The following is a 26,078-nucleotide window of genomic DNA, read 5'->3' on the forward strand; positions in this document are numbered from 1 at the left end:
ACTCTGCTAGGTTCGAGTCCGCGGGTCCTATCTCCTCCGCCGCCCCCTCGTGCGACTAGTCCAGCCGTTCCCAGAGCCACCCGACCAGCGCGCCGGCCAGGGCGAAGGGCAGCCCGAACCAGGCCGCCCCGGGCCAGAGGCGCGCCGACACGCCGACCCACCCGCCCCAGACCTGCAGGTGGCTGGCGGTGAGCGCAGCGGTGTAGCAGAGGGCCAGCGCCGATCCGGCCAGGAAGCCGGCAACGGCCTCGGGCAGCCCGCAGAGGTTCACCAGCGCCCGGGTGACCAGCACCACCACCGCCGCGATGACCCCGAAAAGGAGGACCAGCCCCCGGAAGGCCCGGGTTGCGGCAAAGGCCACGAATCCGGACCAGAAGTGCGGCGCCTGCTCCGTGAGGTACGCCGCCAGCAGCACCCCCCCGAGGGCGAGCGCCCCGCCGGTGACGGTACACGCGAGGAAGCGGGCCCAGCGCGGCATGGCAGACACCTCCCCCGCCATGCTTATGCGCCTGGCCGGGGACTAACACCGGACCACCCGCAACTGGTCCCGCCGGTAGGCTGGTGCTATAATGAAGTGGTTAAACAAACCATCTCCAGGGGGCTATCATCGATGCGTGTTGACGTGTACCCCACCGTGGTCAACATCCCGCCCGCCGAGGAGCTGGCCGGCCGGGTCGCGGTAGTGATCGACGTGCTCCGGGCCACCACCACCATCTGCACCGCACTGGCCAACGGGGCCGACACGGTCGTGCCCATCCTCACGCCGGAGGAGGCTTTCCAGGTGGCCGCCGACAACCCCGACCGCCACTTCCTCCTGGGCGGGGAGCGAAAGGCGGTACTCATCCCGGGCTTCCACTGCGGCAACTCACCCCTCGAGTACACCGAGGCGCGGGTGAAGGGACGGCCGATCCTCTTCACCACCACCAACGGCACGCGGGCCATCCGGCGGGCGGCAGGGGCAGACCGGGTCTACATTGCCTGCCTGCTCAACGCCCCCGCAGTGGCTCGCGAGCTGGCCCGGCTGGAGCGGGACGTGGCCATCTGCTGTGCCGGCACACAAGACCAGTTCTCGCTGGAGGATACCGCCTGCGCCGGCGCGATCCTGGAGTTCCTGGCCGGGCCGGAGGCGCCGGTGGAGACCAACGACCTGGGCCTGGTCGCCCGCGAGCTCTTCCGGAAGTACGATGGACGCCTGGGCGACCTGCTCCACCTCTCGGCGCACGGCCAGAACCTCGTGAAGCTCGGCCTGGGCGAAGACCTGCTGTTCTGCGCCCAGCTGGGCACGCTGAACATCCTGCCGGTGTTCACCGAGGGCCAGGTGGTGCCGCTCGTCTGACGCGGTACCGCACACCGGCACAGGGCAACGAAGCTACTTCGCGATCGGCAATTCGACGTCGACGGCGTCGCTGATGATCTTGGAAACGTCGTTCAGCAGCCGCATGAGCCGCTGCTCCGCCAGCAGGTAGTCGCGGATGTCCATGTCCTGCATCAGCACCTCTTGCAGCCGCTCCAGCCCCTGCTTCTGCTCCTCGGTCAGCTCCTGGCCCTGGAGCACCTGGGCCTGCAGCTCCATCTGGCGCTTGTGGAAGTCTGCCACCATCTTCTCCGCGGAGGGCTTCGCCTTGAGTTTCTCCCGGGCTTCTTTGAACATGCGGTACTCCTGGCACTCCTTCAGGGCCCGCGCCAGGCCGTGGGCATGGTCGTACACGTTGACCATCGTTGCGACACCTCCCGAAGGTTAATCTTCGCCCACGCCTGGGGTTTCCCTCCACTCCGGGCACGCCGCCGGATAGGGCACAGACGGGAGGCGAAAGGGCGCACCGGCGTCACTCCAGGGTGTACATGTAGATGTTCGACGTGAATCCACCTCCCGCCCGCTCCCTCCGGGGCGCCAGGATAAGGCGGGAGACCAGGAGGCGCCTGCCGTCCGGCGAGAACTGCGGGTGGAAGTACATCGCGCGGGGTTCATCCGCCAGCAGCCGCTCCGCAGACCCGGTGACGAGGTTCAGCAGGTAGATGCCGCTTGCGCCCCGCGGGTTGCGGTAGGCCACCAGCTGGCCGCCCGGGTGCAGGCCGGGCATGATGCCCCCTCCGGTGGTCAACTGCTCCGGCTGCCCGCCTCGGGCGGGGATCCGGTAGAGATTGTACTCGACGCCCCCCGGCTGCTGCGGCCCGCCGCCGAAGAGGAGCCAGCGGGCGTCAGGGCTCACCGCCAGCCCGCCGGAGATCAGGTCCCAGCCCTCGGGCGCCCGGAAGACTTCCGTGCGGCCGCCCCCTGTTCCGACCCGCACGATGCGGTTGTTGGTGGTGTAGTACAGCGACTCACCCCGGGGATCCCAGGCCAGGTAGCCGATGGCCCCGGCCTCGCGGACCAGTTCCCGCGGCGGCCCGGTGGGCTCGCCGCCGGGGCCCAGCGAGAGCTCCATCACCTGCGCCCGGTTGTCCCGGGTCGAAAGGCGCACGAACGCGAGGGCGCGTCCGTCGGGCCGCCAGACTGGCCCGGCGTCCCAGGCGGCCGGATGGCTCGTGAGGACCCGGGCCGTCCCACCCCCGGCCTGGACGAGCAGGATCTGCCCGTCACGCATGAAGGCGATCTGCCGACCGTCGGGAGACCAGACGGCGAACCCGTCCATGGCGGCGCTCTGGGTGAGCGGGAGCAGCCGGCCCTCCGTCCCCCCCGCCGCCGGCATGTCCGCCACCCTGGCCACACTCGCCCCGCCCGCACCGTGGAGGCGCGCCAGGTCGCCCGCCGTCAGAAGGCCGACCAGCAGGGCCATTCCGACGCCCAGCAACAGAGGCTGCAAGTATGCGGCGGCTGCACGCCGCCCGTCGATCGTGACCATCCGTAACCCCCCCGTCCCCACTGGCATATTCAGCGGGCGGGGGGGCTAGTACACGCGGCATGAACCGAGGGTGGTCAGGCGTATGGAACAGGGAGGACAGGTTGACCCGTCCGGCGATCGGAGGAGTGGCGATGCGTCATCTCGTGCTGGCCGCGGCGGTCGGGGGGATGGTGGCGGCGGCCGTCTGGCTGGGGGCCGACCGGGAGGACCGGCTGACCCATACCCTCGTGCGCCCGGCCGTCATGGCGCTTCTGGGCCTGCTGATGCTGGTGCTGCTGAGCGGGGAGCCGCTGGCGTCGGCCCTGGCGGCGACCGCCGCCGGCGTGGGGCTGTGGGAGAGCTACACCGGGGTCTACCACCTGCTCTACCTGCCGATCGCGCGCACCGGGCCGGTGGCGCAGGTGCGCACCACGGCCCGCTGGCTCCTCAACACGCTGATCAACCTGGTATTGCTCAACCTCTCGGCCCAGCTGGCCTTCCCGGACACCTTTGCCTGGCGCGACCTGCCTGCGACCGCGCTGGACGTGGCCTACTTCACCCTGCTCACCTTTGCGTCGGGTGGGTACGGCGATGTGCTGCCCGGCACTCCCCTCGGGAAGCTGCTGGCCATGCTCACGAGCCTCAGCGGCCTGCTCTTTGCCACGATCCTCTTTGCCGCGCTCTTCAACCGCCTGCGGGCGGAATGACCCGGCGTCCCCGGACCCCCGCCGGCAAGGCGGGCAAGCCCGTGCCCGCGCGCAGACGCGCCGACCGGATCCGCCCGACTGGTGCGCCTGAGTGCCGTGTGAGCCGGAAGGTTCCCGGTGCCTAGCGGGCAAACGGCTCGGAGAGCTCGGTTACCTTCTGCAGCACCTCCGGTGCGAGCCTCACGTCGCAGGCGCTCACGTTCTGCAGCACCTGCTCCGGCCGGCTGGCGCCCACGATGGCGGCGGTGATGCCCGGGCGGGACATCACCCATGCCAGGGTGAGCTGGGCCAGCGTGACGCCGGCCTCGGCGGCCAGGCGCTCCATGGCCTCGACCAGGTCGAAGTTGGCATCGGTGAACCAGCGCTCGACGAACCGTGACCCCTGGGTCGCGGCCCTTGAGCCCGCGGGCGGCGCCTCGCCCCTGCGGTACTTGCCGGTGAAGAGCCCGCCGGCGAGCGGGAAGTAGACGATCTGCCCCACCCCTTCGGCCTCGCAGGCGGGAACCACCTCCCGCTCGATCTGCCGGTTCACCGGGGAGTACTCGGGCTGGTTGGAGATGAACCGGGCCCAGCCGTGGCGGTCGGCCACGGCGTTGGCCTTCACGATCTGCCAGGCGGCGAAGTTCGAGCAGCCGATGTAGCGCACCTTGCCCGACCGGACCAGGTCCTCCAGGGCGCGCATCGTCTCCTCAATCGGGGTTTCCGGATCCCAGCGGTGCACCTGGTAGAGGTCGATGTAGTCGGTCTGCAGGCGTCGGAGCGAGGCGTCCACCGCGTCCATGATGTGCTTCCGGGATGTGCCCCGGTCGTTGGGACCGTCGCCGGTGGGGTACCAGCACTTGGTGGCGATGATGGCCCGGGAGCGGCGGTCCTTGAGCGCAAGGCCGATCATCCGCTCGGACTCGCCCTGGCCGTACATGTCGGCGGTGTCGATGAGGTTGATGCCCGCGTCCAGGGCGGCGTGCACGATGCGGATGGACGTCGCCTCGTCGCTGCGGGTGCCGAAGGAGTTGGTTCCCAGCGCCATCTGCGAGACCTTGAGGCCGCTCCGGCCCAGATTGCGGTATTCCATCGCTCTCACCTCTGCCGTCTGTGTTCGGCAGGCAGGCGGATGCTCCTGCCAGGCGCCCCCGACTTCCCGGCGACGGCCCCGGTGTCAGGCGGGGCTTTTCCGCACCCACGCGGCTCCGCCGGACGGCCGGCGGCAGGTGCGCCCCGCCCGCCCGGGTGAGCAGGGACGCGTCGCTACAGCAAGGACCCGATCACGCCAAGGAAGCCGAGGAAGCCCAGGTAAGAGAGTGCCCGGAGCCAGGCCTTTTCACTGCCCCAGCTGCTGAAGGCGCCGAAGGCAAAGAAGGCACCGAAGGCGGGGTTCCGGAGGAAGAGCAACCCGAGCGGCGCGAGCAGCGCCAGGTAGCGCAGCCAGGGCAGGGGCGTACGGTTCACCACATCTCCCCCTCTCGTGGTGGCGGAAAACGGGCCGCCAGCCGGATCACCAGCGCATCCGGCCGAGGATGAACAGCTCTCCCGCGGCGGGTACGCAGGCGAACAGGAAGGTGATCACGCCGACCATCGGCCCGATCTGCGCGTAGCTCAGCACGCCCGCACACGCCAGCAGGACGACCAGGAACCAGAGGCAGGCGGTCACGTAGGTCCAGACGCTGCTCGGGGTCGTAAACGTCCGGAGCCGGTCCTTCACGTTGAACCAAATGGTAAACGTCCCGGTGGCGACTCCCGCGGCCATGACCACCGCCGCCTGGGCCACGCCCTCCCGCACCAGGACCAGGCCGCCGCCCACCGCCATGGGCAGCACGAGCGGCAGGGCGAGGAGGGCCTTGGCCGTGACCAGGCGATTCAGGGGCGTGGGACTGAGGCGAAGCAGGGACAGCCGCTCTTCCTCGCCGCGCGTGATCACGTCGCTCATCAGGCCCACGATCCCGGCGCCGAACACGCCGAGGATGACAGACGCCCACAGGGGTTCCGCAAGCAGCGGGTTGAGGTACACGATGCCGAGGAACACGGCCCCGGTGGCGATGGGGCCGCCCAGGAGCCTCCCCCAGCTGCGCGGGTCCCGGGTGATGAGCCGCAGTTCCTTGCGCACCAGGGCCCGGAAGCCGTTGGGATTCAGGGCGCTCCCCCCGGGGCCGCCTTCCCCCGGCGCCGCGCCCGCGTGCGCCGGGGTGGCCAGCGCCGCCAATCCCACCAGCAGGGGCCCAGCGCGAGGGACGCCGCCGTTCCCACCGCCGCGGCCGGGCCCGAGGCCGCCCACCAGCCAAACCACCCCTCCAGGCGGAACCCGGCCGTCGAGGCCAGGAGGGGCGCCGCAGGCGCAGCGTACTGGAGGCCCCTCACCGCCAGGCGGGTGAGGCCCTGCCCAAGGCAGCGCAGGGCCAACGCCGCCGCCGCGTGGCCGAGGGCAGCGGTGGGCAGCCCCAGGAGCGGCAGTGCGATGTAGCCCACCAGTGCCGCCGTCCGCCCCGCCAGTGCCAGCCCCAGAATTCCCGCGGACAGCAAGGAGAGCATCTCCCCCGCCGCATACAGCCACGTCCCGAGGAGGGTTCCGGCCAGGACGGCCAGCGGGGCACGGGAGCCAGCGTGCGCACGTACCCGTCCGCGGGGGAGTCCAGCAGCTGCAGGCAGCCGCGCGCCCCCCTCGCGAGGGCATATGCCGCTGCGGCTGAGCCGAGAAGCCCCGCGAGGGCGCCGGCATCATCCGCCGCGGGGCGCCAACCGAGCAGCACGGCGCTGTGGAGGAGCACCGCCCCGACCAGCCCGAGTGCCGTCCGCAGGCGACGCCGGGGGTGGCCGTGCCCCAGCCACCAGCGGGACCGCAGGTGCTGCCGGCAAACGACCCGCGCCGCGCCCATCACAGGCCCGCCTCCGCCGGACGGTGCACCGCTTGCTCCAGGTCCCGGACGAGGCTGCCGGGCCGCACCGCAAAGTCGGCCACCACGCGGCCCTCCCGCAGCACCACCGCCCGCCCGACCACCTGCTCCACCAACGCCACGTCGTGGGTCGCCACGAGGAGGGCGCGGTCCCGGCCCAGGTTCCGCAGGAGCCGGATGGTGAGCGCGCACGCCTCGGCATCAAGGCCGGAGAAGGGCTCGTCCAGGAGCAGCAACGGGGGCTCACGCAGGAAGACAGAGATGAGCCCCACCTTCTGGCGCATTAGGCGGCCGCGCGCTCCCGGGCGACGGGCGCGGGAATCCGCCAGAGCGCCGCGACGTACTCCAGATACTCAACCGGCGTCAGCGCCTCGTAGAGCGGCGGCACATCCGGCAGGTAGCCGACCAGCCGCTTCGCCTCGCGGTGCCGGACCGGCAGCGGGTGCCCGGCCACGGCCACCTGCCCGCTCTCGAAAGGCAGGAGGCCGGTCGCCACCCGCAGGAGAGTGCTCTTGCCGGCGCCGTTGTGGCCCAGCAGCCCACCCTCTCCCCCGGTTGGACGGTCAGGGAGACGTCGCTCAGGACCGCCCGCCCGCCGAACGCCTTGCGCACGCGCTGAAGCGACAGGATCGCAGTCGTCACCGAAGCTGCACCCCCCGCGGGGCCTGGCCGTGCCGGCGAATGCCGCAGCCGCGTCCAGAGTCAGGTTCGCCGAGTCGATGATAACAGGAACCTGGATATTTGTACAGACTTGTCGAATATGTTTCTCTCCTTTCCCCGATTCCGGCTCTGGCGCGCAATATGTCGCGAAGGGGCCGTCCCGAAGGCAGAATGCGCCTCCGGGACGGCCCCTGACGCTGCGTGCGCCCGTCGCGGGCGAGCCGGCGCTACGGCTTGACGATGCGGGCCGCCGCTTCGCGGGCCCTGGCCATGATCTCCCGCCCGTCCATCCGCATGAGCCGGCCCCTCTCGTAGACGATCTGGCCGTCCACGATGGTCGTGGTCACATCGCTGGGCAGGGCCGAATAGGCGATGAGACCGTAGAGGTCGTGGTTCGGCGTGAGGTGCGGCCGCTCGGTGTCGATGAGGACGATGTCCGCCCGCTTGCCCGGCTCCAGCGAGCCGATTTCGGCGTCCATCCCCAGCACCCGGGCTGCCTCGATGGTGGCCATGGAGACGGCGTCGTAGGCGGTGAAGACGGCGGGGTCTCCCTCCAGTTCCTTCGCCTGTATCGCGCCGATGCGCATCTCCGAGCCCAGGATGTGCAGCATGTTCTCCGAGGAGGCGCCATCGGTGCCGAAACCGACGGCCACGCCCTGCCGGCGCATCTTGCTGACGGGCGTGCGGCCGGACGCCAGCTTCAGGTTCGACACAGGGCAGTGACAGACGCCGGTGCCGGTCTCGGCGAGGATGGCGATGTCGTCATCGGTGGCGTGGACGCAGTGTGCGGCGACCACGTGGCGTCCCCGCATGAGTCCGAGGTCGTACACGTGCCGGATGGGGGTCTTGCCCCACTGCCTCCGGGCCTCCTCCACCTCGCCGGCGGTCTCGGAGAGGTGGATGTGGATGCCGATGCCCAGCTCATCGGCCAGCTCGGCGCAGGCCACGAGGGTGTCGGGCGGGCAGGTGTAGGGCGCGTGGGGGCCCACCATGAACGTGATGCGGCCGTTCGCCTTGCCGTTCCACCGGTGGAAGGCCTCCCGGCTCTCCTCGAGCCGCGAGAGCGCCTCGGACGGCCCCCCGACGGCGATGATCCCGCGGGCCACGATGCCCCGGATGCCGGTGTCCTGAATGGCGCGGGCCACCGGATCGGCGGGGAAGTACATGTCGAGGAAGGTCGTGATGCCACCGGAGAGCATCTCGTAGGCGGCGAGGGCCGTTCCCCAGTACACGTCTTCGGCCGTCATCTTGGCCTCGGCCGGCCAGATCTTGGTCTGCAGCCACTCCATCAGCCGCATGTCGTCAGCGTAGCCCCGCAGGAGGGTCATTGCGGCGTGGCAGTGCGTGTTGACGATGCCGGGCATCACGATCTGGCCCGTCGCGTCCAGGCGGCGTGCGCCCTTCACCTCGGGCGCCCCTCTCCTGGGGCCGGCGTAGACGATGCGCCCGTCCTCGACCAGCACCGCGCCGTCCGCATAGACGGCCTCCGGGCCCGCCATGGTGAGCACGGTGCCGCCCTCGATCAGAAGCCGCTCCATCAAGCTCTCCTCCTCGTGGTGGAGTGCGGGTAGGAACAGTTGGAAGTCCCGCCCAATGTCAGGTCTAGTGTACCCGACCCGCGTCAGGCGGGGCAAGGGCGACCTGCGGGCGCACCCTGGGAGGAAAAGCGGGGGATGCTGTGGGGGAGAAGCGGCCGGTCGGAGGCGGGGCAGCAGGAACGCCCGCAGGCCGTTGCGAACTAATAACCTCCACAGGCTTTATTCGGCAAGGACCGGAAGCCCGAACCATACGGGAGCGTGAACACCACTTGAACTGTGCCGAAGCAGCCAGTCTCCACAACGCAAGCAGCATCATCATCATACCGGCCCTGGAGCCCCCGCCGGCCCTGGTGAAGTACGTGCAGGCCCTGCGGGAGCGCGGGTTCCAGCGCATTGTGGTTGTGGATGACGGCAGTAGCCCGGCCTCCGCCGGCATCTTTGCCAGCCTGGCCGAACTGCGGGAATGTGTGGTGCTGCGCCATGAGGTGAACCGCGGCAAGGGGGCTGCCCTGAAGACCGCCCTGCGCCACTGCCTGCAACAGGGCTGGCAGGAAGTGTACTGCCGCGTGATCATGGTCGATGCGGACGGCCAGCACGCGGTGGAGGACGTGTGCGGCATGGCCAGGGCTTCCGCAGAACACCCCGACGCCTACGTGCTGGGGATTCGGGACTTCAACCAGAAGATCGTGCCCGCCCGGAGCCGCTTCGGCAACCGATTGACCAGCGGCGCTTTTCATCTGCTTTACGGCCGTTACCTCCGCGACACCCAGACGGGCCTGCGGGCACTGCCGGCAAGCCTCTGGCGCTGGGCGACCGAGGTGGCCGGCGACCGCTTCGAGTACGAGACCAATTGCCTGGTCCAGGCCATGAAGCAGGGCATCCCCATGGCGGAGATGCCGATTCAGACGCTGTACTTCGACAAGAACGCGGGAACGCACTACCGCACGCTGCGCGACTCGTGGCCGATCTTCAAGGTACTCATCAGCCATCTGGGCACCTACTCCCTGGCGGGTGCCCTTTCGGCGGTGGCGGCTCTGGCGGCGTTCGCGTGGACAGACCTGGTGTGGCTCCGGGGGGCCGGCCCGGCTGGGCGCATCTTCGCCGCCAGCATCGTCAGCGCCGCCGTGGGCTCCCTCACCCGCCTCCTCCTCCACTGGCTTTTCCGGGTGCGCACCGAGCGGAACATGACCGACGCCACCGCCAAGTACTACCTGCTGATCGCCGGCCAGATGCTGGCCTCCTACCTGGTGGTGCTCGCCATCCACAGCGCCACCGGCTGGACCGCCGTATGGGTCAAGCTGGTCGCAGACATTGTCCTCGCCATAATCGGGTACCAGATCCACCCCCGCTGGCTCTTCAAGGGTGAGCACTGAATCGAGGGAACGCACAATGCACGGCTACGGACCGCTTGTTCGTTTCTGCAGGGCGGTGGTGCGCCTCGTCACCCCGCGCTACCGCGTCGTCCACCCGGAGCGGTTGGTAGCGCCCGCCGTCTACCTCTGCCGCCACGCGGACATCTACGGGATCGTGCTCAACCTGCTCTGGCTCCCCGTCCCGGTCCGCACGTGGGGCCTGGCCGTCTTCGGCGACCGCAGGGCCTGTTACGACCACCTCCGGGAGATCACGTTCGGCGCACGCTACGGCTGGCCCCGCTGGAAGGCCACGCTGGCGGCGTGGTTCGCCTCTTACGGGCTCTCGTGGCTCTACCGCTCGGCCCGGTGCATCCCCGTCTACCGGGGCTCGGCCCACGTGCGCAAGACCTTCCGGGAAAGCACCGACGCGCTCGTCCAGGGCGAGCGCCTGCTGATCTTCCCCGACAAGGACTACGCCAGCACCGACGCGGAGATCTCCGAACTCTACGAGGGCTTCCTCGGCCTCGACCGGTTCTACCACCGGGCCACGGGCAGGCACATTCCCTTCGTGCCCCTCTACATCGACACCAAGGCGCGGACCATCACGGTCTGCGAGCCCGTCACCTTCCGCGACGACCGCCCCTGGAAGGAACAGAGCGCCGAACTCATCGCCACCCTCCAGGAGCGCCTGGGCGGGCGTGGCTGTTAGGCTTCCCCGAGTGCTCTTTCTCGTGCCGTGCCGGGGCCACTGCGCTCGGCAGTGGCTCTTGAGCTTGATGCCAACCGGCCCTCAGGCGTCCGCAGAGCGGACCTGAGGGCCGGTTTTCCCATGCAGCAGGAAACATCCGGACAGGGACATGCGGTTTTGCGCAGCGACCACCGTTCGCCGCAAGGCCTTGCAGACAGGGTTATGGCAGTCTCGTGACGCCGTGCAACGGCAGGGCTGGCTCTGACCCCCTCGATGCAGGCACCCCCGTCCCACGCTGCGGACGGAGCCACGTCGACGCGGTCTTGGCGCTGGCCCCAGAAATATCCAGGGAAAATGGGCACCATATTTTCGGGCGGATAGCGGGAAAACCTTCCCCCTATCTGGCTTCTCAGCCCATCTCACCGCCAGTAGGACCAGACGCGGCCTGTCGATCGCCGTCGAACTCGCCGACAAATGCGTCGAAACCTGCCGAACCCGCCCGCCCGGGGAGAGTTTCGGGACGCGGACAGTGGGAATGCGAGCCCCCTGCTCGCCGGAAAATGCAGGGAAATTTTGCCCCCTATTTCGGCGGTCGTTGCCCGGGGTCGGCGTCGACCCCGCTCTGTCCGAGGCGAACCCGCATCCCGCCCTTGTCGGTGAAAACCGCCCCGCCTCGGTGCGCAGACCGAAGCGGGGCGGTGATGCGTTGCCGCCGATGCGGTGCCCAGAGCCTCGGGTGGCAGGTCAGGGGCCACCCTCCGCCCGCCCGGGCGTGTCAGACTCCTCCGCCGCCAGTTCCGCCGCCCAGGCGTGGCAGGCGTCGAGTTCCTCCGGCGACACGGCACGCGGGTCGTGCTCCAGCACCACGATTGCCCGGGGGTGCGCCTCCACCACCATCCGGGCGATGTCGGCCGCCGGGGTCACCTGCGGCCAGCGGTCGGCGGTGTGGTCGCCGGTGGTGGGCAGGTGGGTGTGAAAGCGGTCGTTTTCGTCCCAACATGAGGTGTGCAGGTGCAGGTGCCGGGCCCAGGGGAGCCAGCGCCGGGCGAGGGCCACAGGGTCCTGCCCGTGGGTGTGCGCGAGGATCCCCAGGCGGCCGGTGTCGATGCAGAGCGAGAGGTCGGGGTACTCGCCGAACAGCTTGCTGTAGAGCTCGCCATCGAAGAAGTACGGGTTCGGCCCGTCGATCTCCAGCACCACCCGGATGCGGTCCTGCTCCTGGATCTCGGCGAAACGTTCGAAGCAGCGGCGGCTCCAGTCGTAGAGCGCCGCCTCGGCGGGCCAGGCATCCACAGGGACCGGCGTGGCATCCTTGAAGGCCCAGCCCAGGGCAGCGTAGTCCACCCCCGGCATCTGCAGCGCAGGCCAGGGAAAGTGGAACAGGATGTACCGGGCGCCGAGCCGGTGGGCGGCCTGGGCGGCGCTGTACGCCACCTCCAGGGCCTCGGCCCGCACGGCCGGGTCCGGGTCGAGGAAGCGGCACCAGACCGGTCCCCCCTCCCGGTAGGCCGGGTGGTGGACGCCGATCACCCACTCGTAGTACTCGGCCTCTGCCACGGCCCCGAGCACATCTGGCAGCGTGTCGCAGAGCCCGATTTCGGCGCCCTGCCAGTGGGGCCGCTCCAGCGACTCGCCCCACGTGTTCACGCCGGAGCCCGCCACGCGCCCGAACGCCCCCTGCAGGGGCACGAACAGCTGGGCCATGAGCTACACCCGCCAGGACCGGATGTACTGCTCTTGCTCGGGGGTGAGCCGGTCGATCTCGACCCCCAGCGCCCGCAGCCGCGTCTCCGCCACACGGGTGTCGATCTCCGGCGGCACCGGGATGACCTTGTTCTCCAGCCTGCCCCGGTTCTGCAGGAGCCAGAGGTGGGTCAGGATCTGGACCCCGAAGGAGAGGTCCATGACCTCGGCCGGGTGGCCGTCACCCGCCGCCAGGTTCGCCAGCCGGCCCTCGCCGATGAGGTAGAGCCGGCGGCCGTCCGGACCGGTGTAGGCGTCCACGTTGGGGCGCACCCGGACGGGCTTCCCGCCCCACGCCTCCAGGTCGGGTTTCCAGACCTCCACGTCGAAGTGGCCGGCGTTGGCCAGGATGGCGCCGTCGCGCATCACCTCGAAGTGCTCACGCCGAATCACCTTCTCACAGCCGGTGACCGTGATGAAGATGTCGCCCAGGGCGGCGGCCCGGGCCATCGGCATGACATCGAACCCGTCCATCAGGGCCTCGTTGGCCAGCACCGGGTCGACCTCGCAGACGATCACGCGCGCCCCGAGCCCCTTGGCCCGCATGGCGACGCCCTTGCCGCACCAGCCATACCCGGCCACCACCACCCGCTTGCCGGCGATGGAGAGGTTCGTGTTGCGCATGATCGACTCCAACGTGGACTGGCCGGTACCGTAGCGGTTGTCGAAGAGGTGCTTCATGCGGGCGTTGTTCACGGCCACCATCGGGAAGCGCAGCACCCCGTCGGCCTCCATCGCCCGGAGCCGCTGCACCCCCGTCGAGGTCTCCTCCGAGCCGCCGATGAGCTGCTCGCCCAGGTGGGCGCAGTCGGTGTGCAGGAGGTACGTCAGGTCGCCGCCGTCGTCCAGCAGCAGCGTGGGACGGGCGGCCTCCAGCGTCTTGATCAAGTGCTCCCGGTATTCCGCGTTCGTCGCCCCCCGCCAGGCGTGCACAACCACGCCCCGCTCGGCTGCGGCCGCGGCCACGTCGTCCTGCGTGGAAAGCGGGTTAGAGCCGGTGAGGAAGACCTCCGCCCCGGCCGCGGCGAAAACCAGCGCCATGTAGGCGGTCTTCGCCTCCAGGTGGATCGACATGGCCACCCGCTGGCCGGCGAACGGTCGGGTCGCGCCCAGCTCCTTCTCGAGCTGGTTCAGGATCGGCATGTGCGCCCGGACCCAGTCGATCTTCTGGTGGCCGCCAGGCGCCAGGCCGGGGTCGCGCAGGGTCGATACGGAGACCTTGCTCTGCACGCCGTCACCCCCTACACTTTCAGGGCCGTATTGTGGCCGCAGGCGCAGCCCCGCGCCACCGGAATCTGCTTCAGGGTGGTAAAGAGCAGCTTCTTCAGGTTCTCACTGTTGGCGGCCATCACCTCGAGCACCTCCTCGTGGGTGAGGGGCGTGGGCGAGATGCCGGCGCCGAAGTTGGTCACCATCGAGACGGTCGCGTAGCAGAGGCCCGCCTCCCGGGCCAGCACGCACTCGGGCACGTTGGTCATGCCCACCACGTCGCCCCCGAGCTGCGCAAACATGCGGATCTCGGCCGCCGTCTCGAAGCGGGGGCCCTCGGTGCACACGTAGGTGCCGGTCGGATGGGCGGAGATGCCTACCTCACGGGCAGCATCGATCAGCACCTGCCGCAGTTCGGGGCAGTACGGTTCGGTGACGTCGGTGTGGACCACCCCGGAATCGCCGCCCTCGAAGAACGTGCAGACCCGGCTCTTGGTGAAGTCAAGGAACTGGTCGACCACCACGAAGTCGCCGGGCTTCATGTTCCGGTTGCAGGAACCCACGGCCGTGGTGGCGATCACCCGCTCCACCCCGAGCATCTTCAGCGCGTAGATGTTGGCCCGGTAGTTGATGAGATGGGGCGGCACCGAATGATTCACGCCGTGGCGCGCCATGAAGGCCACCGGCTCACCCTGGTAGGTGCCGATCCGCACCATGGCCTGCCCGTAAGGGGTGGTGACGACCTCCTCCCTGATGTCCTCCAGGATGCGGGGGTCGTACACCCCCGTGCCGCCGATGATGGCGAGGCGAACCTTCTTCTCGGTCATGCGACGCACGCCTCCCTTACTGGTGACATAAGCTGGTGTTACAGGGGCTGAAGCATCCAGGAGCCCCTATTGCTGTACGCGAGGTGGGGCTCGGATGGCGGAGCAAGGACCACAGGACAAGGGAGGAATGGAGAACCAGTACCACCGACGGTGGCGCGGCGGCGGCCTGGGGCGCCTTCTCCTGGTGACCACGGGTGACCTGGACCTGGACGGCGTCCCCGAGATCGTCGCCTGTGCCGGCCGGGAGCTCAAGGTCTACCACTGGACCGGCGATACCTATGCGCTCCTGGCGGAGGTAAGCCTGCCCAAGGACGCCCTCTCGCTTGCGGCGGGCCAGATCGATCCCGACGGACCCGGCACGGTGGCCGTAGGCACGCGCGACAACGTCCTCCTCTACGCCCTGACTCCCGACGGGCTCACGGCCGTCTGCCAGACCCTGCTCTACCCCAACGCCTACTTCCGCTCCATCAGCCTGGACGACGTGAACGACGACGGCCAGGCGGAGGTGGTCGCCGGCGCCTCGGGGGCGCAGACGATGTACCTCTACCAGGTGATGGCCGTGGGGCGGGAGAGTCGGCTGGAAGAGCTGGGCCGCCTCTACGTGGGCGGCCTGGTGGCGGCCCGACCGACCTCGCAGGGCGAGGTGGTCACCGCAACCAAAGACGGTTTCGTGGACGTCTACGTCCCCTGCTCCCTCCTCCCCCGGGAGAGCCAGACCATCTACACGGTCAGGCGGGGCGACAGCCTCTGGCGGCTGGCCCGCAAGTTCGGCACCTCGCCGGGGGCCATCGCCAGGGCCAACAAGCTGCAGGAGCCGTACCAGCTCACGCCGGGCCAGGTGCTGATCATCCCCGGCCGGCGGGGCCCCAAAACCACAAAGTAGGCCCCCAGGGAGCAGGACATACCATGCGGCGCTGGTGGTTGCCCGGGCCAACACCAGCGCCCTTGTGCGCGTCCGTCAGCGCTGCGGGAAGACCCAGCGGTCGATGTCCCGCTCCCAGGAGGGCTCCACGTCGCCGAACCAGAGTTTGATCTCCCGTTCGGCGCTCTCGGGGCCGTCCGAACCGTGAACGACGTTGTAGGAGACATCGCAGGCAAAATCGGCACGGATGGTGCCCGGCTCGGCGTTCGCCGGGTTGGTGGCACCCATGGTCTTGCGGATGGTGGCGATGGCGTTCGGCCCTTCCCAGACCATGGCCATCACGGGCCCCGAGGTGATGAACTCGATCAGGCTCGGGAAGAACGGCTTGTCACGCAGGGCGGCGTAGTGCTCTTCGGCCAGTTCCCGGGAGACCCGCATCAGCTTCGCCGCCACCAGCTTCAGCCCGCGGCGCTCGAGCCGGCTGATCACCTCGCCCACCAGACCCCGCTGGACACCATCCGGTTTGACCATGACAAAGCTGCGCTCCATGGACGATGTATTCCTCCCCTTTTGGTACGTAGGCAGTCCCAGAACTTACCGTAGTGATTGTACCGGAATGGGGAATCCTTGGCAAGGAGCGGCGTACGGGGTGCCGCCTGCGGCGACGCCCCGTACTGCTTAACTCCCCGTATATGCCGATCGCTCATCGCTCGCACGCGATGGCGTACTCCGTCAGAATCCGGTCCACGTCTTTGGGCGGCCAGCCGGCGAGGTACGCCGGCGCGCCAGTCTCGATGTTCTCCCGGATGCGGCGGACCATCGCCTTGGCGCTGATGCCCTTGAGGTTCACGCGGAGCATCCGGCGCCCCTGGCCGTCGTACACGGCGACATAACCCGCATCGGACACCTCGATGAAGTACGGGCGTCCCGATGGGCTGTGTACCTCAGTACGGGTGATCTGTTCCTTCATACATCCCACCCCCTAATTCCACTATATTGTCGCATAAGTTACCACCCTGACGCAAGGCCGGCCTCAGGCGGCGCCTGGTCCAATTGGTGGTGTGCGCGCCAGGTGGGGTGTGCGGTCGGACTGATCCGCACTGGATAGTTCGGCTTGATTTCGCGCAACCATTGACCAGAAGTACCATGACCAATTTCGTCACCCGCACATTCTCCTCATGGACAGTACCGGATCAGCGCCATTTGTAGGACACTGGACTTCAGGAGGTGTCGCACTTGGATCTCTCGACTCGCGTCAGGCAGCTCACGCCCGAACTGGTTCAGACCCGCCGGGACCTCCACGCCCACGCCGAGAGCGGCTGGACAGAGTTCCGAACGGCCAGCCTGGTAGTGGAACGGCTGACCTCCCTGGGCTACGAAGTGAACTACGGACCTGAAGTGCACGACCCCGCCCACATGGCGGGCCTGCCCTCGCAGGCCGAACTCGACCGACACCTGGAGCGGGCCATCGCCCAGGGTGCGAATCCCGGGATCGCCCGCAAGATGGCGGGCGGATATACCGGCGTTGTGGGCATCCTGCGCTGCGGCGAGGGTCCCACCGTCGCACTCCGCTTCGACATGGACGCGCTCGACAGCACCGAATCCGCTGATCCTGATCACCGGCCGAACCGTGAGGGCTTCGCCTCCCAGAACGCCGGGGCGATGCACGGCTGCGGTCACGACGGCCACGTCTCCATGGGCCTCGGGGTGGCTGCGCTCCTCGCCGAACTGAAGCCCCAGCTGCGGGGCACCATCAAGCTGATCTTCCAGCCCGCCGAGGAGGGCGTGCGGGGCGCCCGGGCCATGGTGGAGGCCGGCGTCTGCGACGACGTGGACTTCCTCCTCGGGGCCCACCTGGGTTTCCAGGCCCGGGAGGTGGGCACGATCATCACGGGGGGCTCGGGCTTCCTGGCCACCTCGAAGTTCGATGCGCTCTTCACCGGCGTGCCCTCGCACGCGGGCGCCGCACCCGAGAAGGGCCGGAACGCCCTGCTGGCCGCCGCCACCGCGGCCCTGAACCTGCATGCCATCTCCCGGCACGCCGGCGGCGCCTCTCGCATCAACGTGGGCTTCCTGCAGGCCGGTTCGGGCCGGAACATCATCCCAGCCACTGCGCTCATGAAACTGGAGACCCGCGGCGAAACTACCGAGATAGACGCCTACATGAAGGAGCAGGCCGAGCGGATCATCCGGGCCGCAGCCGCCATGTACGACGTGAAGGTAGAGCTGAAGCCGATGGGCAGCGCCGCCGGCGGCACCAGCGACCCCGAGCTCGCCGAAATCATCGGCGAGGCGGCCGGGGAGACCCCGGGAGTGACGAAGATCCTGCCCACGGGTGACCTGGGCGGCAGTGAGGACTTCGCCTGGATGATGGACCGGGTGCAGCGGCGGGGCGGCAAGGCTGCTTACATGATGATCGGCACAGAGATCGCGGCCCCGCACCACGACTCCCGCTTCGATTTCGACGAGCGGGCCCTGCCCATCGGCGTCGAGGTCATGGTGCGCACGGTCCTGCGCCTCGCACGGGGCTAGGACCACCAGCGTAGCGAAGTCCGGTTCACGGCTGTGTGAGGAAGGGGGCTATGCCCCCTCCTCACCGCCATGCCTCCCCCATGTGCGCCCATTTGCTTCGGGAACTTGGCTAGTTCCTCACCCTCAACAAGGACTATGTTCCGCGACGGGAAGCAGTGGTGCGCACTCTTGTAATGCACCAGGTATGCAATATCTGAAATCGGGTATACTGGCCCAGCATACCAATTCCCGATGCACGATTTCGGGTCCATAAGACCCGCTGGTACACTTACCAGCATACTTCGGGCGGCCCGCCGACTCCTGACTCCGGGCGGGCAACCCGCAAGAGGTGATCTGCAGTGACCGAGCGTTCGCGCATTCTCGACACGTTCCTGACCCTCGTCACCACCGATACGCAGACCAAGCGCGAGGGGCGCATGGCCGACCTGCTCCAGAGCAGGCTGGAGGCGATGGGCTTCAGCGTGCAGCGGGACGACGCCGGAGAGCGCATCGGCGGTGAGACGGGCAATCTCATCGCCAGGCGGAAGGGCACCAGCGGTTCCGCACCGCTTCTCCTCTGCGCCCACATGGACCGGGTGTCCCCGGGCACCGGCATCAAGCCCCAGATCAAGGACGGCGTGATCACCAGCGACGGGACCACCATCCTGGGGGCCGACGACGCCGCGGGCCTCACCGCCATCCTGGAAGGCATCCAGCGCGCGATCGATGAGGGCGTGCCCATGCCCGACATCGAGGTGGTTTTCACCATCGCGGAGGAGGGCGGCCTGAACGGCTCCAAGAACCTGGACTTCTCCCTGCTGACCGCCCGCGAGGCGTACATCATCGACTCCTCCACGCCGGTGGGTTCGATCATCAACCAGGCGCCGGCCCAGACGAAGGTGACCTACCGGGTCATCGGCAAGGCGGCGCACGGTGGCGTGGAACCCGAAAAGGGCATCAACGCCCTGGTGGTGGCCGCCCACGCCCTCACCCGCATGAAGCTGGGCCGCATCGACGAGGAGACCACGGCCAACCTCGGACTGGCCCAGGGCGGCAAGGCCACCAACGTTGTCATGGAGACCTTCGAGATGAAGGGCGACGTGCGCTCGCTGGTGACCGAGAAGATGGAGGCCCAGATCCGGCACATGACCGAGGTCTTCGAGCGCACCGCGGCCGAGTTCGGCGCCCGGGTGGAGGCAGACATCCAGTTCGCCTACGGGCCCGTGAACCTGAAGCCCGACCACGTGGTGCTGCAGCGTGCCTCCGCCGCCATCCGCCGTGCGGGCCTGAGCCCGTCCCTGCGGGCCACCGGCGGCGGCAGCGACGCCAACATCTTCAATACGAAGGGCATTCCCGCCTGCAATCTGGGCACCGGCTACCGCGGCGCCCACAGCCTGAACGAGAGCATCGAGGTTGCGGAACTGGAGCGCGCTGTGGACGTGGTGTTCGCGCTGATCCAGGAGTACGCGTCAGCTTGAAAGGATGGGTGATCGCGGCGGTTCGGTGACGGCCCGCTGATTCCCTATACACTCCCCGCAAGGAGCGTGGTCGCGCATGTTGCCATGGATTGGTGTCCTGATCGTTGCTCTGACCATCTATGCGATCCTGAAGCGCTACGAGACACGGCTGGTTCTCTTCACCGCGGGCCTCTTGATGGCTATCATCTCTCTGCAGCCGATGAAGGCGTTCGCCCAGTTCCAGAGCTCCATGACCAACGCAGGCCTGATCAGTGCGATCTGCTCCGTGATGGGCTTTGCCTACGTCATGAAGCTCACCAAGTGCGACCTGCACCTGGTGCACCTGGTCGCCAAGGGTGTGGCCAAGCTCCGCCCGATCCTGATCCCCGCGACGACCATGGCCACCTTCCTGATCAACATCGCCCTCCCCAGCGCTGCCGGTTGTAGCGCTGCCGTCGGCGCCGTCCTGATCCCCGTTCTCATGGCGGCCGGCATCCATCCGGCCGTGGCCGCCGCCGCCGTTCTCGCCGGCACGTTCGGCTCCGTGCTGAGCCCCGGCAGCTCCCACGCCGTCATGGTCGCCGACATGGCGGGGATCTCGGTGGTCGAGGCGATTCAGTCCGTCACGGTGACTACCGTGATCTGCGGCCTGATCGGCGCGGTCATGCTGGCTGTCCTGGCGATCATCCGGAAGGAAGACCGGGGCTACCAGGCCGAGGTCGATGACAACGCCTCCAATTTCCAGGTCAACCCGCTCTACGCGCTGGTCCCGATCGTGCCGCTGGTTCTGCTCGTCCTGGGCGCCACGGTCCCGGCGATGAAGGACTGGGGCCTGACGGTCCCCGCCTGCATGGTCATCGGTACGATCCTCGCCCTGCTGGTAACCCGCACTAACCCGGCGGAAGTCTCCAAGAGCTTCTTCGACGGCATGGGCAAGGCGTACGGCGACATCATCGGCATCATCATCGCCGCCGGCGTCTTCGCCGCCGGCCTCAGCCAGGTCGGGCTGATCGATCTGCTCCTGAACGCCGCCACCGGTGCCAAGGGCGCCATCGGCGCCGCCGGCACGTGGGGTCCGATGCTCGTCGCCATCCTGAGCGGCTCCGGCGACGCCGCCACGCTGGCCTTCAACCAGGCCGTGACCCCGTTTGCGGCCAACTTCGGCCTCACCATTCCCAAGCTGGGCATGCTGGCTTCGCTGGCCGGCTCCCTCGGCCGGTCCATGAGCCCCGTGGCCGGCGCTGCGATCATCGTGGCCGGTATCGCAAAGGTCAACCCGATCGAGGTTGCCAAGCGGAACGCCCCGGGCATGATCCTCGCCAGCATCGTCGCTTTCCTGTTGCAGGGCATCTAGTTGCAGGGCACCGAAACCGAACCGCCAGATGCGACGGGGTCCTGCGGGCGATCCGCAGGGCCCCGCCTCTCTATCCCACCCGTGAGGAGGGGTCTCCCGTGCCCATTAAGCCCGCCCGCATTGAGCGGGACTTGAACGCTTTCGCCCAGTTTGGCCGCTCCGGTCTTACAGCCGTCACCCGTCTGGCCCTGACACCGGCGGACCGGGCGGCGCGTGCCCACCTGATCGACCTCTGCCGCGCCGAAGGAATGCAGGTGCGCATTGACCGCTTTGGGAACATCGCCGCCATCCTGGGGGATTGGGATCGGCCCGCCCTGCTCCTGGGCTCGCATCTCGACAGCGTCCCGAACGGCGGCCGGTTCGACGGCGTGGTGGGCGTGGTCGCCGCCCTGGAGGTGGTGCGCGCCCTGAAGGAGGACGGCCATCTGCCCCCCGTTCCGGTGGGTGTGGTCAACTTCACCGCGGAGGAGTCCTCCCGCTGGGGCCGCGCGACCCTGGGCTCGAAGGGGCTGGCCGGCGTCATCCCCGCGGACGAGCTGATGGCGTATACGGACCGGGACGGCATCACCTTCGGCCAGGCGCTTCAGGAGAATGCGGGGTACGACCTGGTGGGCGGCCCGTGCGACTTCGGCCCCATCGCCGGATTCTTCGAGATGCACATCGAGCAGGGGCCCGAGCTGCTCCTCGCCAGCAAGCCGGTGGGGGTCGTCACCCACATTGCCGCGCCGTCCCGGTACAAGGTGTTCGTCCGCGGCCTCGCCTCCCATTCCGGCTCCACCCTGATGGGCCGGCGGAAAGACGGCCTGGTTGCCGCGGCCGAGCTCGTGCTGGGCCTGGAACGGATCGCCAAAGAGGTGGGCGACGCGGTGGTGGCCACCGCCACGGTCTTCAGCGTGAAGCCGGTCTCCATCAACGTGATCCCGGGTGAGGTGGAACTCGGCATCGACATCCGCGGCATCGACAAGGAGAGCATCGGCCGGGTCACGGGCGGCTTCCGGAAGCTCGTGGCCGAGGTGTCGGCCCGCCGCGCCCTCCCCATCGAGGTCGAGACCCTTTCCGAGGAGGAGCCGGTCACCCTCGACCCCCACATGGTGGAGTACCTCTCCCAGGCATGCGAGCGCAAGGGAATCCCCTTCCTGGCCATGCCCAGCAGGGCCGGCCACGACGCGATGTACGTCGCCCGCGTGGCCCCCGCCGCCATGCTCTTCGTGCCCAGCAAGGACGGCCTCAGCCACAACCCGGCGGAGTTCACGGCACTGGAGGAGATCGCCCTCGGGGCCGAGGTTCTGGCCGAGGCGGTCCGGGCGTTCCGGTAGGGTGACAAGACGGGCCGACCGGTGATCCGGTCGGCCCGCACATGTTACCGCACGTAGAAGGGCGGCGGCTCGATGCCCAGGATACGCAGGTAAATGTACCCCTGCCCCCGGTGGTGGATCTCGTTCTCCAGGGCGTAGATGAGCCGGCTCAGGTTGGTCTGCGGCTGGTTACCGAAGAAGCCGTCGACCTCCTCCGCCAGCAGGCGCTCGGTCGTGATCTTCGGCCACAGCTCCCGGGTGCGCTGCCGCACAGCCTGGCAGGCCTCGAGCAGCGCCTGCTTCGTGGTGATGCCCTTATACTTCTCCGGCTCGAGCACCCACTCGCCGGTGGCGATGCCCCGCACGTAGCCCTCCTCGATCTCCAGCAGCTCAACCACCATCTCGCTGAAGGGCCGCAGGGGTTCGGCCGGCTTGAAGTGGAACAGCTTCTCCTCCGGGAACGCCTCCACCACGCGCAGCGTGAGGCGCCGGTTCCCCTCCATCATCTCCAAGAGGCTCTGGGGCGTGAGCAACTCAGCCATACCGATCTCCTCCTCACTCGCCAGCATGAGGCCACCGGTTCAGGGGACCAACGTGGCGCAATTATGTTTCTTCGGCGCGCAAGCGCCATGTCCTCTCCCGGGTGCGATCAACATATCGGGATCTGGACGTGTCCCGCCCAGGGAGCGACCAGGTCCTCCCCCTGCGCGCAAAGCGGCGGACCCCCTGGTCGGAGGTCCGCCGCGGTTCGATGTGCTCCTGTTTATGGCCCGTTCCTACTTCACGACCGGCGCGAGCTTGCCCAGCTGGAACTTGTCGTGCACAGCCTGCACGGCCTCCATGGCCCGATCGGCGCGCACCAGACACGAGATCTTGATCTCGGAGCCGGTGATCAGCTCGATGTTGATGCCCTTTTCGGCCAGGGCCTCGAACATCTTCGCGGCCACGCCGTAGTTGGAGGCGACCCCGGAGCCGACGATCGAGACCTTGGCCACGTCGGTGTCGTAGATCACCCGGGCGCCCGGGAACTCCGGCAGCAGGCTGTTGCACACCTCCAGCGCCGCGTCCAGGTCGTCGCGGGCACAGGTGAAGGAGATGTCTGCGGTAGGGCCGTTGCCGCAGCCGGTCCCCGCCGACTGGACGATCATGTCGAGGTTGATGCGGGCGTCGCCCAGCGCCTTGAAAGCCCGGTAGGCCACGCCCGGCCGGTCGGGCAGGCCCAGCAGCGTGATGTGTGCGACCTTCGTGTCCACGGCAACGCCCGAGACGATCCGCGCGCTGTTCGGGCTCAACTGTGCCACCACCTTCGTCCCCCGCTCCTCACCGCCCTCGTCGGGCAGCGGGGCGAGCGAGCTGAGTACTTCGAACTCCACCCCGTACTGCTTGGCCAGTTCCACCGACCGGAGCTGCATCACCTGTGCGCCGGCCGCGGCCAACTCCAGGATCTCGTCGTAGGTAATCTCGTCGAGGCGGCCGGCCGTCGGGACCAGCCGCGGGTCGGCGGAGTAGATGCCGTCGACGTCGGTGAAGATCTGACAGGCCTCCGCCTCCAGGTAGGCCGCCAGGGCGATGGCCGAGGCGTCGGAGCCGCCGCGCCCCAGCGTGGTGATGTCGCCGTGCTCGTCAAGGCCCTGGAAGCCGGCCACGATGACCACCTTGCCCTCCGTCAGCTCCTTCCGCACCCGAGACGTGTCGATCTTCAGGATCCGCGCGGCCCGGTGGTGATCGTCGGTCTGGAAGCCGGCCTGGGGCCCGGTGAGCGAGATGGCCGGCACACCCAGTTCGTGCAGCGCCATGGTGAGCAGTGCGATGGAGATCTGCTCGCCCGTGGAGAGCAGCACGTCCATCTCCCGCGGCGAGGGGCGCTGCGTGATCAGGCTCGCCCGCTCGATCAGCTCATCGGTCATGTCACCCGGGGCGCTCACCACAACCACGACGTCGTAACCCTGCTGCTTCTTCCATGCGATGCGCCTGGCTACGCGACGGTACTTCTCGGCGGTAGCCACCGACGAACCGCCGTACTTCTGCACCACAATACCCAAGAGCGCCCTCTCCTCCTCCATACAGTAGTGCGTACGCGGGGTCGCTTACCCCAGAGGTGGGCTGCGCGCGCTGCGGTCCCGATCATCCGAACCCGTTTGTCGGTTTTCCCCGAATCGTCCATTGGCCCACCTCCTCTGCACTAGTTGGAGGAATAACGTGCACAATTATACACCTCTGGGGCAACCTCGTCTATGCGCCGTCCGTCCTCTCCAGCGAGTCCAGGAACCGGCGGATGGGCTCGGCGATGAGCGGGAAATCCACGAGGAAGGCGTCGTGCCCCCAGGGAGAGTCCATCTCCAGGTACTCGGCGTGCCCGCCGGCCGCCCGCACGAGCCGCACCGTCTCCTGTTGCAGGTAGGACGGGAAGAGCAGGTCGGACCGGATGCCCACGGCCAACACCCTCGCCTTGATCAGCCCATGGGCGGCCTCGTAGGAGCCTCGCCCGCGGCCCAGGTCCATCAGGTCCATGGCCCTTGTAAGGTAAAGGTAAGAGTTGGCGTCAAACCGCTCCACCAGCTTCTGCCCCTGGTAGTGGAGGTACGACTCCACCTGGAAGGTGACGTCGAAGCCGCGCTGCAGGGCGTTCCCCGGGCCGCGCACGTCGCGTCCGAACTGGGCCCACATCGACTCGTCGGATCGGTAGGTGATCATCCCCAGCATGCGGGCAATGGCCAGGCCCCGCACCGGCCCGGGCGTGCCGTAGTACTGCCCGCCCCGGAAGTCAGGGTCGTTCAGGATGGCCTGGCGCTGCACCTCGTTGAAGGCGATGGCCTGCGGGTGGAGCCGGCCCGCCCCGCCGATGGAGATGACGCCCTGCATCCGGTTGGGGTAAGTCGCCGCCCATTCCAGAGCCTGCATCGCCCCGAGCGAACCGCCGATCACCGCCACGAGCCGGCGAATGCCGAGCTGGTCCAGCAGGCGGGCCTGGGCCCGCACCATGTCCCGCGGGGTGACGATGGGAAAGTCCAGCCCGTAGGGGCGTCCCGTATCGGGGTTGGCCGAACTGGGGCCCGTGGAGCCCTGACAGCCGCCGATCACGTTGCTGCAGATCACGCAGTAGCGGTCGGTGTCAAGCGCCTTGCCCGGCCCCACGGCGTCGTCCCACCAGCCAGGTTTCGGATCATCTGCCCGGTACCGCCCGGCCACGTGACTGTCGCCCGTCAGGGCGTGGCAGACGAGGATGGCGTTGTCCCGCTCCGGGCTGAGGCGGCCGAACACCTCATAACAGAGGGTCACCGACTTCAGGACCCGGCCGCTCTCCAGCACCAGCGGATCCGAAGGCGTCGCAACCTGTGCGTACAGCCGGCACGTAAGCAGCGTGGAAACCGGTATCGCGGCCAACCCCACACCTCCTTAGTCCTGCCGTCTTCCCGGAATCACCGCGCCCAGCATACCCAGGGTAACCCCGGCAAACCCCACCCCCAGAACCATCAAGCCTGCGGCAAGCCGCTCTTCCGCCGCGGGCAGATCCAGGGCGCTCACCCCGAGCTGCGCCGCGGCGGTGGTCAGGGCCACGGAAGCCACGAAATAGCCGCTCATTCTGACGCCGGCGAACCGCCGGTCGCGGGCGGCCTGCATCAGCGACCCCAGGGCGACCGCCCAGAGCAGCCCGGTGATGATCGCCAGCGGCCAGTTCTGATGCAGCCCCCACCTGATCAGGGCCACGAAACCGACAAAACCGGTGCCTCCCAGTGCATAGGGCATCCGCGTCTCCCTCCCGACTGCATCTGCTTCTGCGTCTATTCAAGAAGGCCGCTCCCGATAAGGGAGCGGCCTGAAATCGCACCGGCACACCGGCCTTCGGAAACGGCCCGCTCTCTTATCTTCCGGCGGCACGCCGCCGGTGGAATTGGCACCTTCAGGCGCTTCCGCACCCTGGGTTGCCGGGTTTCATCGGGCCAGTTCCCTCCACCTCTCTGGATAAGAGCCCGCCGGACGCCCCCGTCCGGTGGGATGGGCGATATGCACTTGTCACAGATTTACGAAGGATACTACCACGGTCCCGCGGCGGCTGTCAATAGCCCGCGCCCCAACGTAGCTGTCAACGGTAAGTGGGGTCCAGACCTCTCCCAGGCGACGTCCCAGCCGCCGTGGAATTTCGTGGCGGCCTTTTTCTTCGTTTTTA

At 68.5% G+C, this 26,078-nt stretch carries 28 protein-coding genes and 1 riboswitch; of the genes, 9 read left to right on the plus strand and 19 right to left on the minus strand.

Annotation, left to right across the window (positions count from 1 at the left end; genetic code table 11):
• Positions 1–55 precede the first annotated feature (55 nt).
• The gene (locus tag AB2385_RS03850) at positions 56–478 is read right to left on the minus strand and encodes a hypothetical protein (RefSeq protein WP_367653607.1); all 423 of its coding nucleotides are present in this window, start codon (positions 476–478) and stop codon (positions 56–58) included.
• Between the two features lie 132 nt (positions 479–610).
• Here AB2385_RS03850 and AB2385_RS03855 point away from each other — a divergent pair, with 132 nt between their 5' ends.
• Complete coding sequence (locus AB2385_RS03855; protein WP_367653608.1) at positions 611–1,336, plus strand: 2-phosphosulfolactate phosphatase; 726 nt, start codon at positions 611–613, stop codon at positions 1,334–1,336.
• A gap of 33 nt (positions 1,337–1,369) precedes the next feature.
• On the opposite strand, the gene AB2385_RS03860 is transcribed toward AB2385_RS03855, so the two are convergent.
• On the minus strand, positions 1,370–1,717 hold the full coding sequence (locus AB2385_RS03860; protein WP_367653609.1) for a YlbF family regulator: 348 nt from the start codon (positions 1,715–1,717) through the stop codon (positions 1,370–1,372).
• A 109-nt stretch (positions 1,718–1,826) separates the two neighbouring features.
• Entirely contained in the window at positions 1,827–2,843 is a 1,017-nt protein-coding gene (locus AB2385_RS03865) for a TolB family protein (protein ID WP_367653610.1), read from the minus strand.
• Between the two features lie 131 nt (positions 2,844–2,974).
• On the opposite strand from AB2385_RS03865, the gene AB2385_RS03870 reads away from it, so the two are divergent.
• Complete coding sequence (locus AB2385_RS03870) at positions 2,975–3,529, plus strand: potassium channel family protein (protein ID WP_367653611.1); 555 nt, start codon at positions 2,975–2,977, stop codon at positions 3,527–3,529.
• A gap of 121 nt (positions 3,530–3,650) precedes the next feature.
• On the opposite strand, the gene AB2385_RS03875 is transcribed toward AB2385_RS03870, so the two are convergent.
• The 7 genes from AB2385_RS03875 to AB2385_RS03905 form a co-directional block, all read right to left on the minus strand.
• Positions 3,651–4,601, minus strand: coding sequence for an aldo/keto reductase (locus tag AB2385_RS03875; protein ID WP_367653612.1), 951 nt, complete (start codon positions 4,599–4,601; stop codon positions 3,651–3,653).
• Positions 4,602–4,774: 173 nt separating this feature from the next.
• Positions 4,775–4,975, minus strand: coding sequence for a hypothetical protein (locus tag AB2385_RS03880; RefSeq protein WP_367653613.1), 201 nt, complete (start codon positions 4,973–4,975; stop codon positions 4,775–4,777).
• 46 nt (positions 4,976–5,021) lie between these two features.
• Complete coding sequence (locus AB2385_RS03885) at positions 5,022–5,726, minus strand: hypothetical protein (RefSeq protein ID WP_367653614.1); 705 nt, start codon at positions 5,724–5,726, stop codon at positions 5,022–5,024.
• Positions 5,654–6,043 carry a hypothetical protein gene (locus AB2385_RS03890; RefSeq protein ID WP_367653615.1) on the minus strand — a complete coding sequence of 130 codons (390 nt, stop codon included), beginning with the start codon at positions 6,041–6,043 and terminating at the stop codon, positions 5,654–5,656. The genes AB2385_RS03885 and AB2385_RS03890 overlap by 73 nt, the downstream gene beginning before the upstream one ends.
• Positions 6,044–6,395: 352 nt before the next feature.
• On the minus strand, positions 6,396–6,698 hold the full coding sequence (locus tag AB2385_RS03895; protein WP_367653616.1) for an AAA family ATPase: 303 nt from the start codon (positions 6,696–6,698) through the stop codon (positions 6,396–6,398).
• On the minus strand, positions 6,698–7,174 hold the full coding sequence (locus AB2385_RS03900) for an ATP-binding cassette domain-containing protein (protein ID WP_367653639.1): 477 nt from the start codon (positions 7,172–7,174) through the stop codon (positions 6,698–6,700). Before AB2385_RS03900 ends, AB2385_RS03895 begins: the two co-directional genes overlap by 1 nt.
• Before the next feature lie 127 nt (positions 7,175–7,301).
• On the minus strand, positions 7,302–8,612 hold the full coding sequence (locus AB2385_RS03905) for an amidohydrolase (protein WP_367653617.1): 1,311 nt from the start codon (positions 8,610–8,612) through the stop codon (positions 7,302–7,304).
• Between the two features lie 269 nt (positions 8,613–8,881).
• On the opposite strand from AB2385_RS03905, the gene AB2385_RS03910 reads away from it, so the two are divergent.
• Positions 8,882–9,985, plus strand: a complete 1,104-nt coding sequence (locus AB2385_RS03910) for a glycosyltransferase (RefSeq protein WP_367653618.1) — start codon at positions 8,882–8,884, stop codon at positions 9,983–9,985.
• Between the two features lie 16 nt (positions 9,986–10,001).
• Entirely contained in the window at positions 10,002–10,673 is a 672-nt protein-coding gene (locus AB2385_RS03915) for a hypothetical protein (RefSeq protein ID WP_367653619.1), read from the plus strand.
• 723 nt (positions 10,674–11,396) lie between these two features.
• On the opposite strand, the gene AB2385_RS03920 is transcribed toward AB2385_RS03915, so the two are convergent.
• From AB2385_RS03920 to mtnP, 3 genes are read right to left on the minus strand one after another with little or no spacing between them, the layout of a single operon-like run.
• Positions 11,397–12,356 (minus strand): sugar phosphate isomerase/epimerase family protein, encoded by a 960-nt coding sequence (locus tag AB2385_RS03920; protein WP_367653620.1) that lies wholly within the window; start codon positions 12,354–12,356, stop codon positions 11,397–11,399.
• A gap of 3 nt (positions 12,357–12,359) precedes the next feature.
• Entirely contained in the window at positions 12,360–13,625 is a 1,266-nt protein-coding gene (locus AB2385_RS03925) for an adenosylhomocysteinase (RefSeq protein WP_367653621.1), read from the minus strand.
• An 11-nt stretch (positions 13,626–13,636) separates the two neighbouring features.
• Entirely contained in the window at positions 13,637–14,431 is a 795-nt protein-coding gene (gene mtnP, locus AB2385_RS03930; RefSeq protein WP_367653622.1) for an S-methyl-5'-thioadenosine phosphorylase, read from the minus strand.
• Positions 14,432–14,525: 94 nt separating this feature from the next.
• Here mtnP and AB2385_RS03935 point away from each other — a divergent pair, with 94 nt between their 5' ends.
• Complete coding sequence (locus tag AB2385_RS03935) at positions 14,526–15,314, plus strand: LysM peptidoglycan-binding domain-containing protein (protein ID WP_367653623.1); 789 nt, start codon at positions 14,526–14,528, stop codon at positions 15,312–15,314.
• Positions 15,315–15,389: 75 nt separating this feature from the next.
• Here AB2385_RS03935 and ndk read toward each other — a convergent pair whose 3' ends face one another.
• Both ndk and AB2385_RS03945 read right to left on the minus strand, forming a co-directional pair.
• Positions 15,390–15,842 (minus strand): nucleoside-diphosphate kinase, encoded by a 453-nt coding sequence (gene ndk, locus AB2385_RS03940; protein WP_367653624.1) that lies wholly within the window; start codon positions 15,840–15,842, stop codon positions 15,390–15,392.
• 154 nt (positions 15,843–15,996) lie between these two features.
• Entirely contained in the window at positions 15,997–16,263 is a 267-nt protein-coding gene (locus AB2385_RS03945; RefSeq protein ID WP_367653625.1) for a hypothetical protein, read from the minus strand.
• A 257-nt stretch (positions 16,264–16,520) separates the two neighbouring features.
• On the opposite strand from AB2385_RS03945, the gene AB2385_RS03950 reads away from it, so the two are divergent.
• The 4 genes from AB2385_RS03950 (at position 16,521) to AB2385_RS03965 (ending at position 21,931) form a co-directional block, all read left to right on the plus strand.
• A complete protein-coding gene (locus tag AB2385_RS03950; RefSeq protein ID WP_367653626.1) occupies positions 16,521–17,825 on the plus strand; it encodes an amidohydrolase in 1,305 nt (434 codons plus the stop codon).
• A 338-nt stretch (positions 17,826–18,163) separates the two neighbouring features.
• Complete coding sequence (locus tag AB2385_RS03955; RefSeq protein ID WP_367653627.1) at positions 18,164–19,282, plus strand: M20/M25/M40 family metallo-hydrolase; 1,119 nt, start codon at positions 18,164–18,166, stop codon at positions 19,280–19,282.
• Positions 19,283–19,358: 76 nt separating this feature from the next.
• Positions 19,359–20,615: a C4-dicarboxylate transporter DcuC gene (gene dcuC, locus AB2385_RS03960; protein WP_367653628.1), complete on the plus strand. Its 1,257-nt coding sequence runs from the start codon at positions 19,359–19,361 to the stop codon at positions 20,613–20,615.
• 98 nt (positions 20,616–20,713) lie between these two features.
• Complete coding sequence (locus AB2385_RS03965) at positions 20,714–21,931, plus strand: M20 family metallo-hydrolase (protein WP_367653629.1); 1,218 nt, start codon at positions 20,714–20,716, stop codon at positions 21,929–21,931.
• 44 nt (positions 21,932–21,975) lie between these two features.
• Here AB2385_RS03965 and AB2385_RS03970 read toward each other — a convergent pair whose 3' ends face one another.
• From AB2385_RS03970 to AB2385_RS03985, 4 genes are all read right to left on the minus strand, one after another.
• Entirely contained in the window at positions 21,976–22,452 is a 477-nt protein-coding gene (locus AB2385_RS03970) for a DinB family protein (protein WP_367653630.1), read from the minus strand.
• A 234-nt stretch (positions 22,453–22,686) separates the two neighbouring features.
• Positions 22,687–23,952, minus strand: coding sequence for an aspartate kinase (locus AB2385_RS03975; RefSeq protein ID WP_367653631.1), 1,266 nt, complete (start codon positions 23,950–23,952; stop codon positions 22,687–22,689).
• A gap of 190 nt (positions 23,953–24,142) precedes the next feature.
• Positions 24,143–25,294, minus strand: coding sequence for a homoserine O-acetyltransferase (locus AB2385_RS03980; protein WP_367653633.1), 1,152 nt, complete (start codon positions 25,292–25,294; stop codon positions 24,143–24,145).
• A 12-nt stretch (positions 25,295–25,306) separates the two neighbouring features.
• Positions 25,307–25,657 carry a hypothetical protein gene (locus AB2385_RS03985; protein WP_367653634.1) on the minus strand — a complete coding sequence of 117 codons (351 nt, stop codon included), beginning with the start codon at positions 25,655–25,657 and terminating at the stop codon, positions 25,307–25,309.
• 112 nt (positions 25,658–25,769) lie between these two features.
• Positions 25,770–25,880, minus strand: a riboswitch (SAM riboswitch).
• Between the last annotated feature and the right edge of the window lie 198 nt (positions 25,881–26,078).

This window comes from Symbiobacterium sp., from assembly GCF_040797425.1.
In the GTDB taxonomy this organism is placed as follows: Bacteria; Bacillota; Sulfobacillia; order Symbiobacteriales; family Symbiobacteriaceae; genus Symbiobacterium.

Bases quoted from the DNA above. Each gene is read 5' to 3' on its own strand.
- AB2385_RS03850 (WP_367653607.1), bottom strand. From the start codon at position 478: ATGCCGCGCTGGGCCCGCTTCCTCGCGTGTACCGTCACCGGCGGGGCG.
- AB2385_RS03855 (WP_367653608.1), top strand. From the start codon at position 611: ATGCGTGTTGACGTGTACCCCACCGTGGTCAACATCCCGCCCGCCGAG.
- AB2385_RS03860 (WP_367653609.1), bottom strand. From the start codon at position 1,717: ATGGTCAACGTGTACGACCATGCCCACGGCCTGGCGCGGGCCCTGAAG.
- AB2385_RS03865 (WP_367653610.1), bottom strand. From the start codon at position 2,843: ATGGTCACGATCGACGGGCGGCGTGCAGCCGCCGCATACTTGCAGCCT.
- AB2385_RS03870 (WP_367653611.1), top strand. From the start codon at position 2,975: ATGCGTCATCTCGTGCTGGCCGCGGCGGTCGGGGGGATGGTGGCGGCG.
- AB2385_RS03875 (WP_367653612.1), bottom strand. From the start codon at position 4,601: ATGGAATACCGCAATCTGGGCCGGAGCGGCCTCAAGGTCTCGCAGATG.
- AB2385_RS03895 (WP_367653616.1), bottom strand. From the start codon at position 6,698: ATGCGCCAGAAGGTGGGGCTCATCTCTGTCTTCCTGCGTGAGCCCCCG.
- AB2385_RS03905 (WP_367653617.1), bottom strand. From the start codon at position 8,612: ATGGAGCGGCTTCTGATCGAGGGCGGCACCGTGCTCACCATGGCGGGC.
- AB2385_RS03915 (WP_367653619.1), top strand. From the start codon at position 10,002: ATGCACGGCTACGGACCGCTTGTTCGTTTCTGCAGGGCGGTGGTGCGC.
- AB2385_RS03920 (WP_367653620.1), bottom strand. From the start codon at position 12,356: ATGGCCCAGCTGTTCGTGCCCCTGCAGGGGGCGTTCGGGCGCGTGGCG.
- mtnP (WP_367653622.1), bottom strand. From the start codon at position 14,431: ATGACCGAGAAGAAGGTTCGCCTCGCCATCATCGGCGGCACGGGGGTG.
- AB2385_RS03935 (WP_367653623.1), top strand. From the start codon at position 14,526: ATGGCGGAGCAAGGACCACAGGACAAGGGAGGAATGGAGAACCAGTAC.
- ndk (WP_367653624.1), bottom strand. From the start codon at position 15,842: ATGGAGCGCAGCTTTGTCATGGTCAAACCGGATGGTGTCCAGCGGGGT.
- AB2385_RS03945 (WP_367653625.1), bottom strand. From the start codon at position 16,263: ATGAAGGAACAGATCACCCGTACTGAGGTACACAGCCCATCGGGACGC.
- dcuC (WP_367653628.1), top strand. From the start codon at position 19,359: ATGTTGCCATGGATTGGTGTCCTGATCGTTGCTCTGACCATCTATGCG.
- AB2385_RS03970 (WP_367653630.1), bottom strand. From the start codon at position 22,452: ATGGCTGAGTTGCTCACGCCCCAGAGCCTCTTGGAGATGATGGAGGGG.
- AB2385_RS03985 (WP_367653634.1), bottom strand. From the start codon at position 25,657: ATGCCCTATGCACTGGGAGGCACCGGTTTTGTCGGTTTCGTGGCCCTG.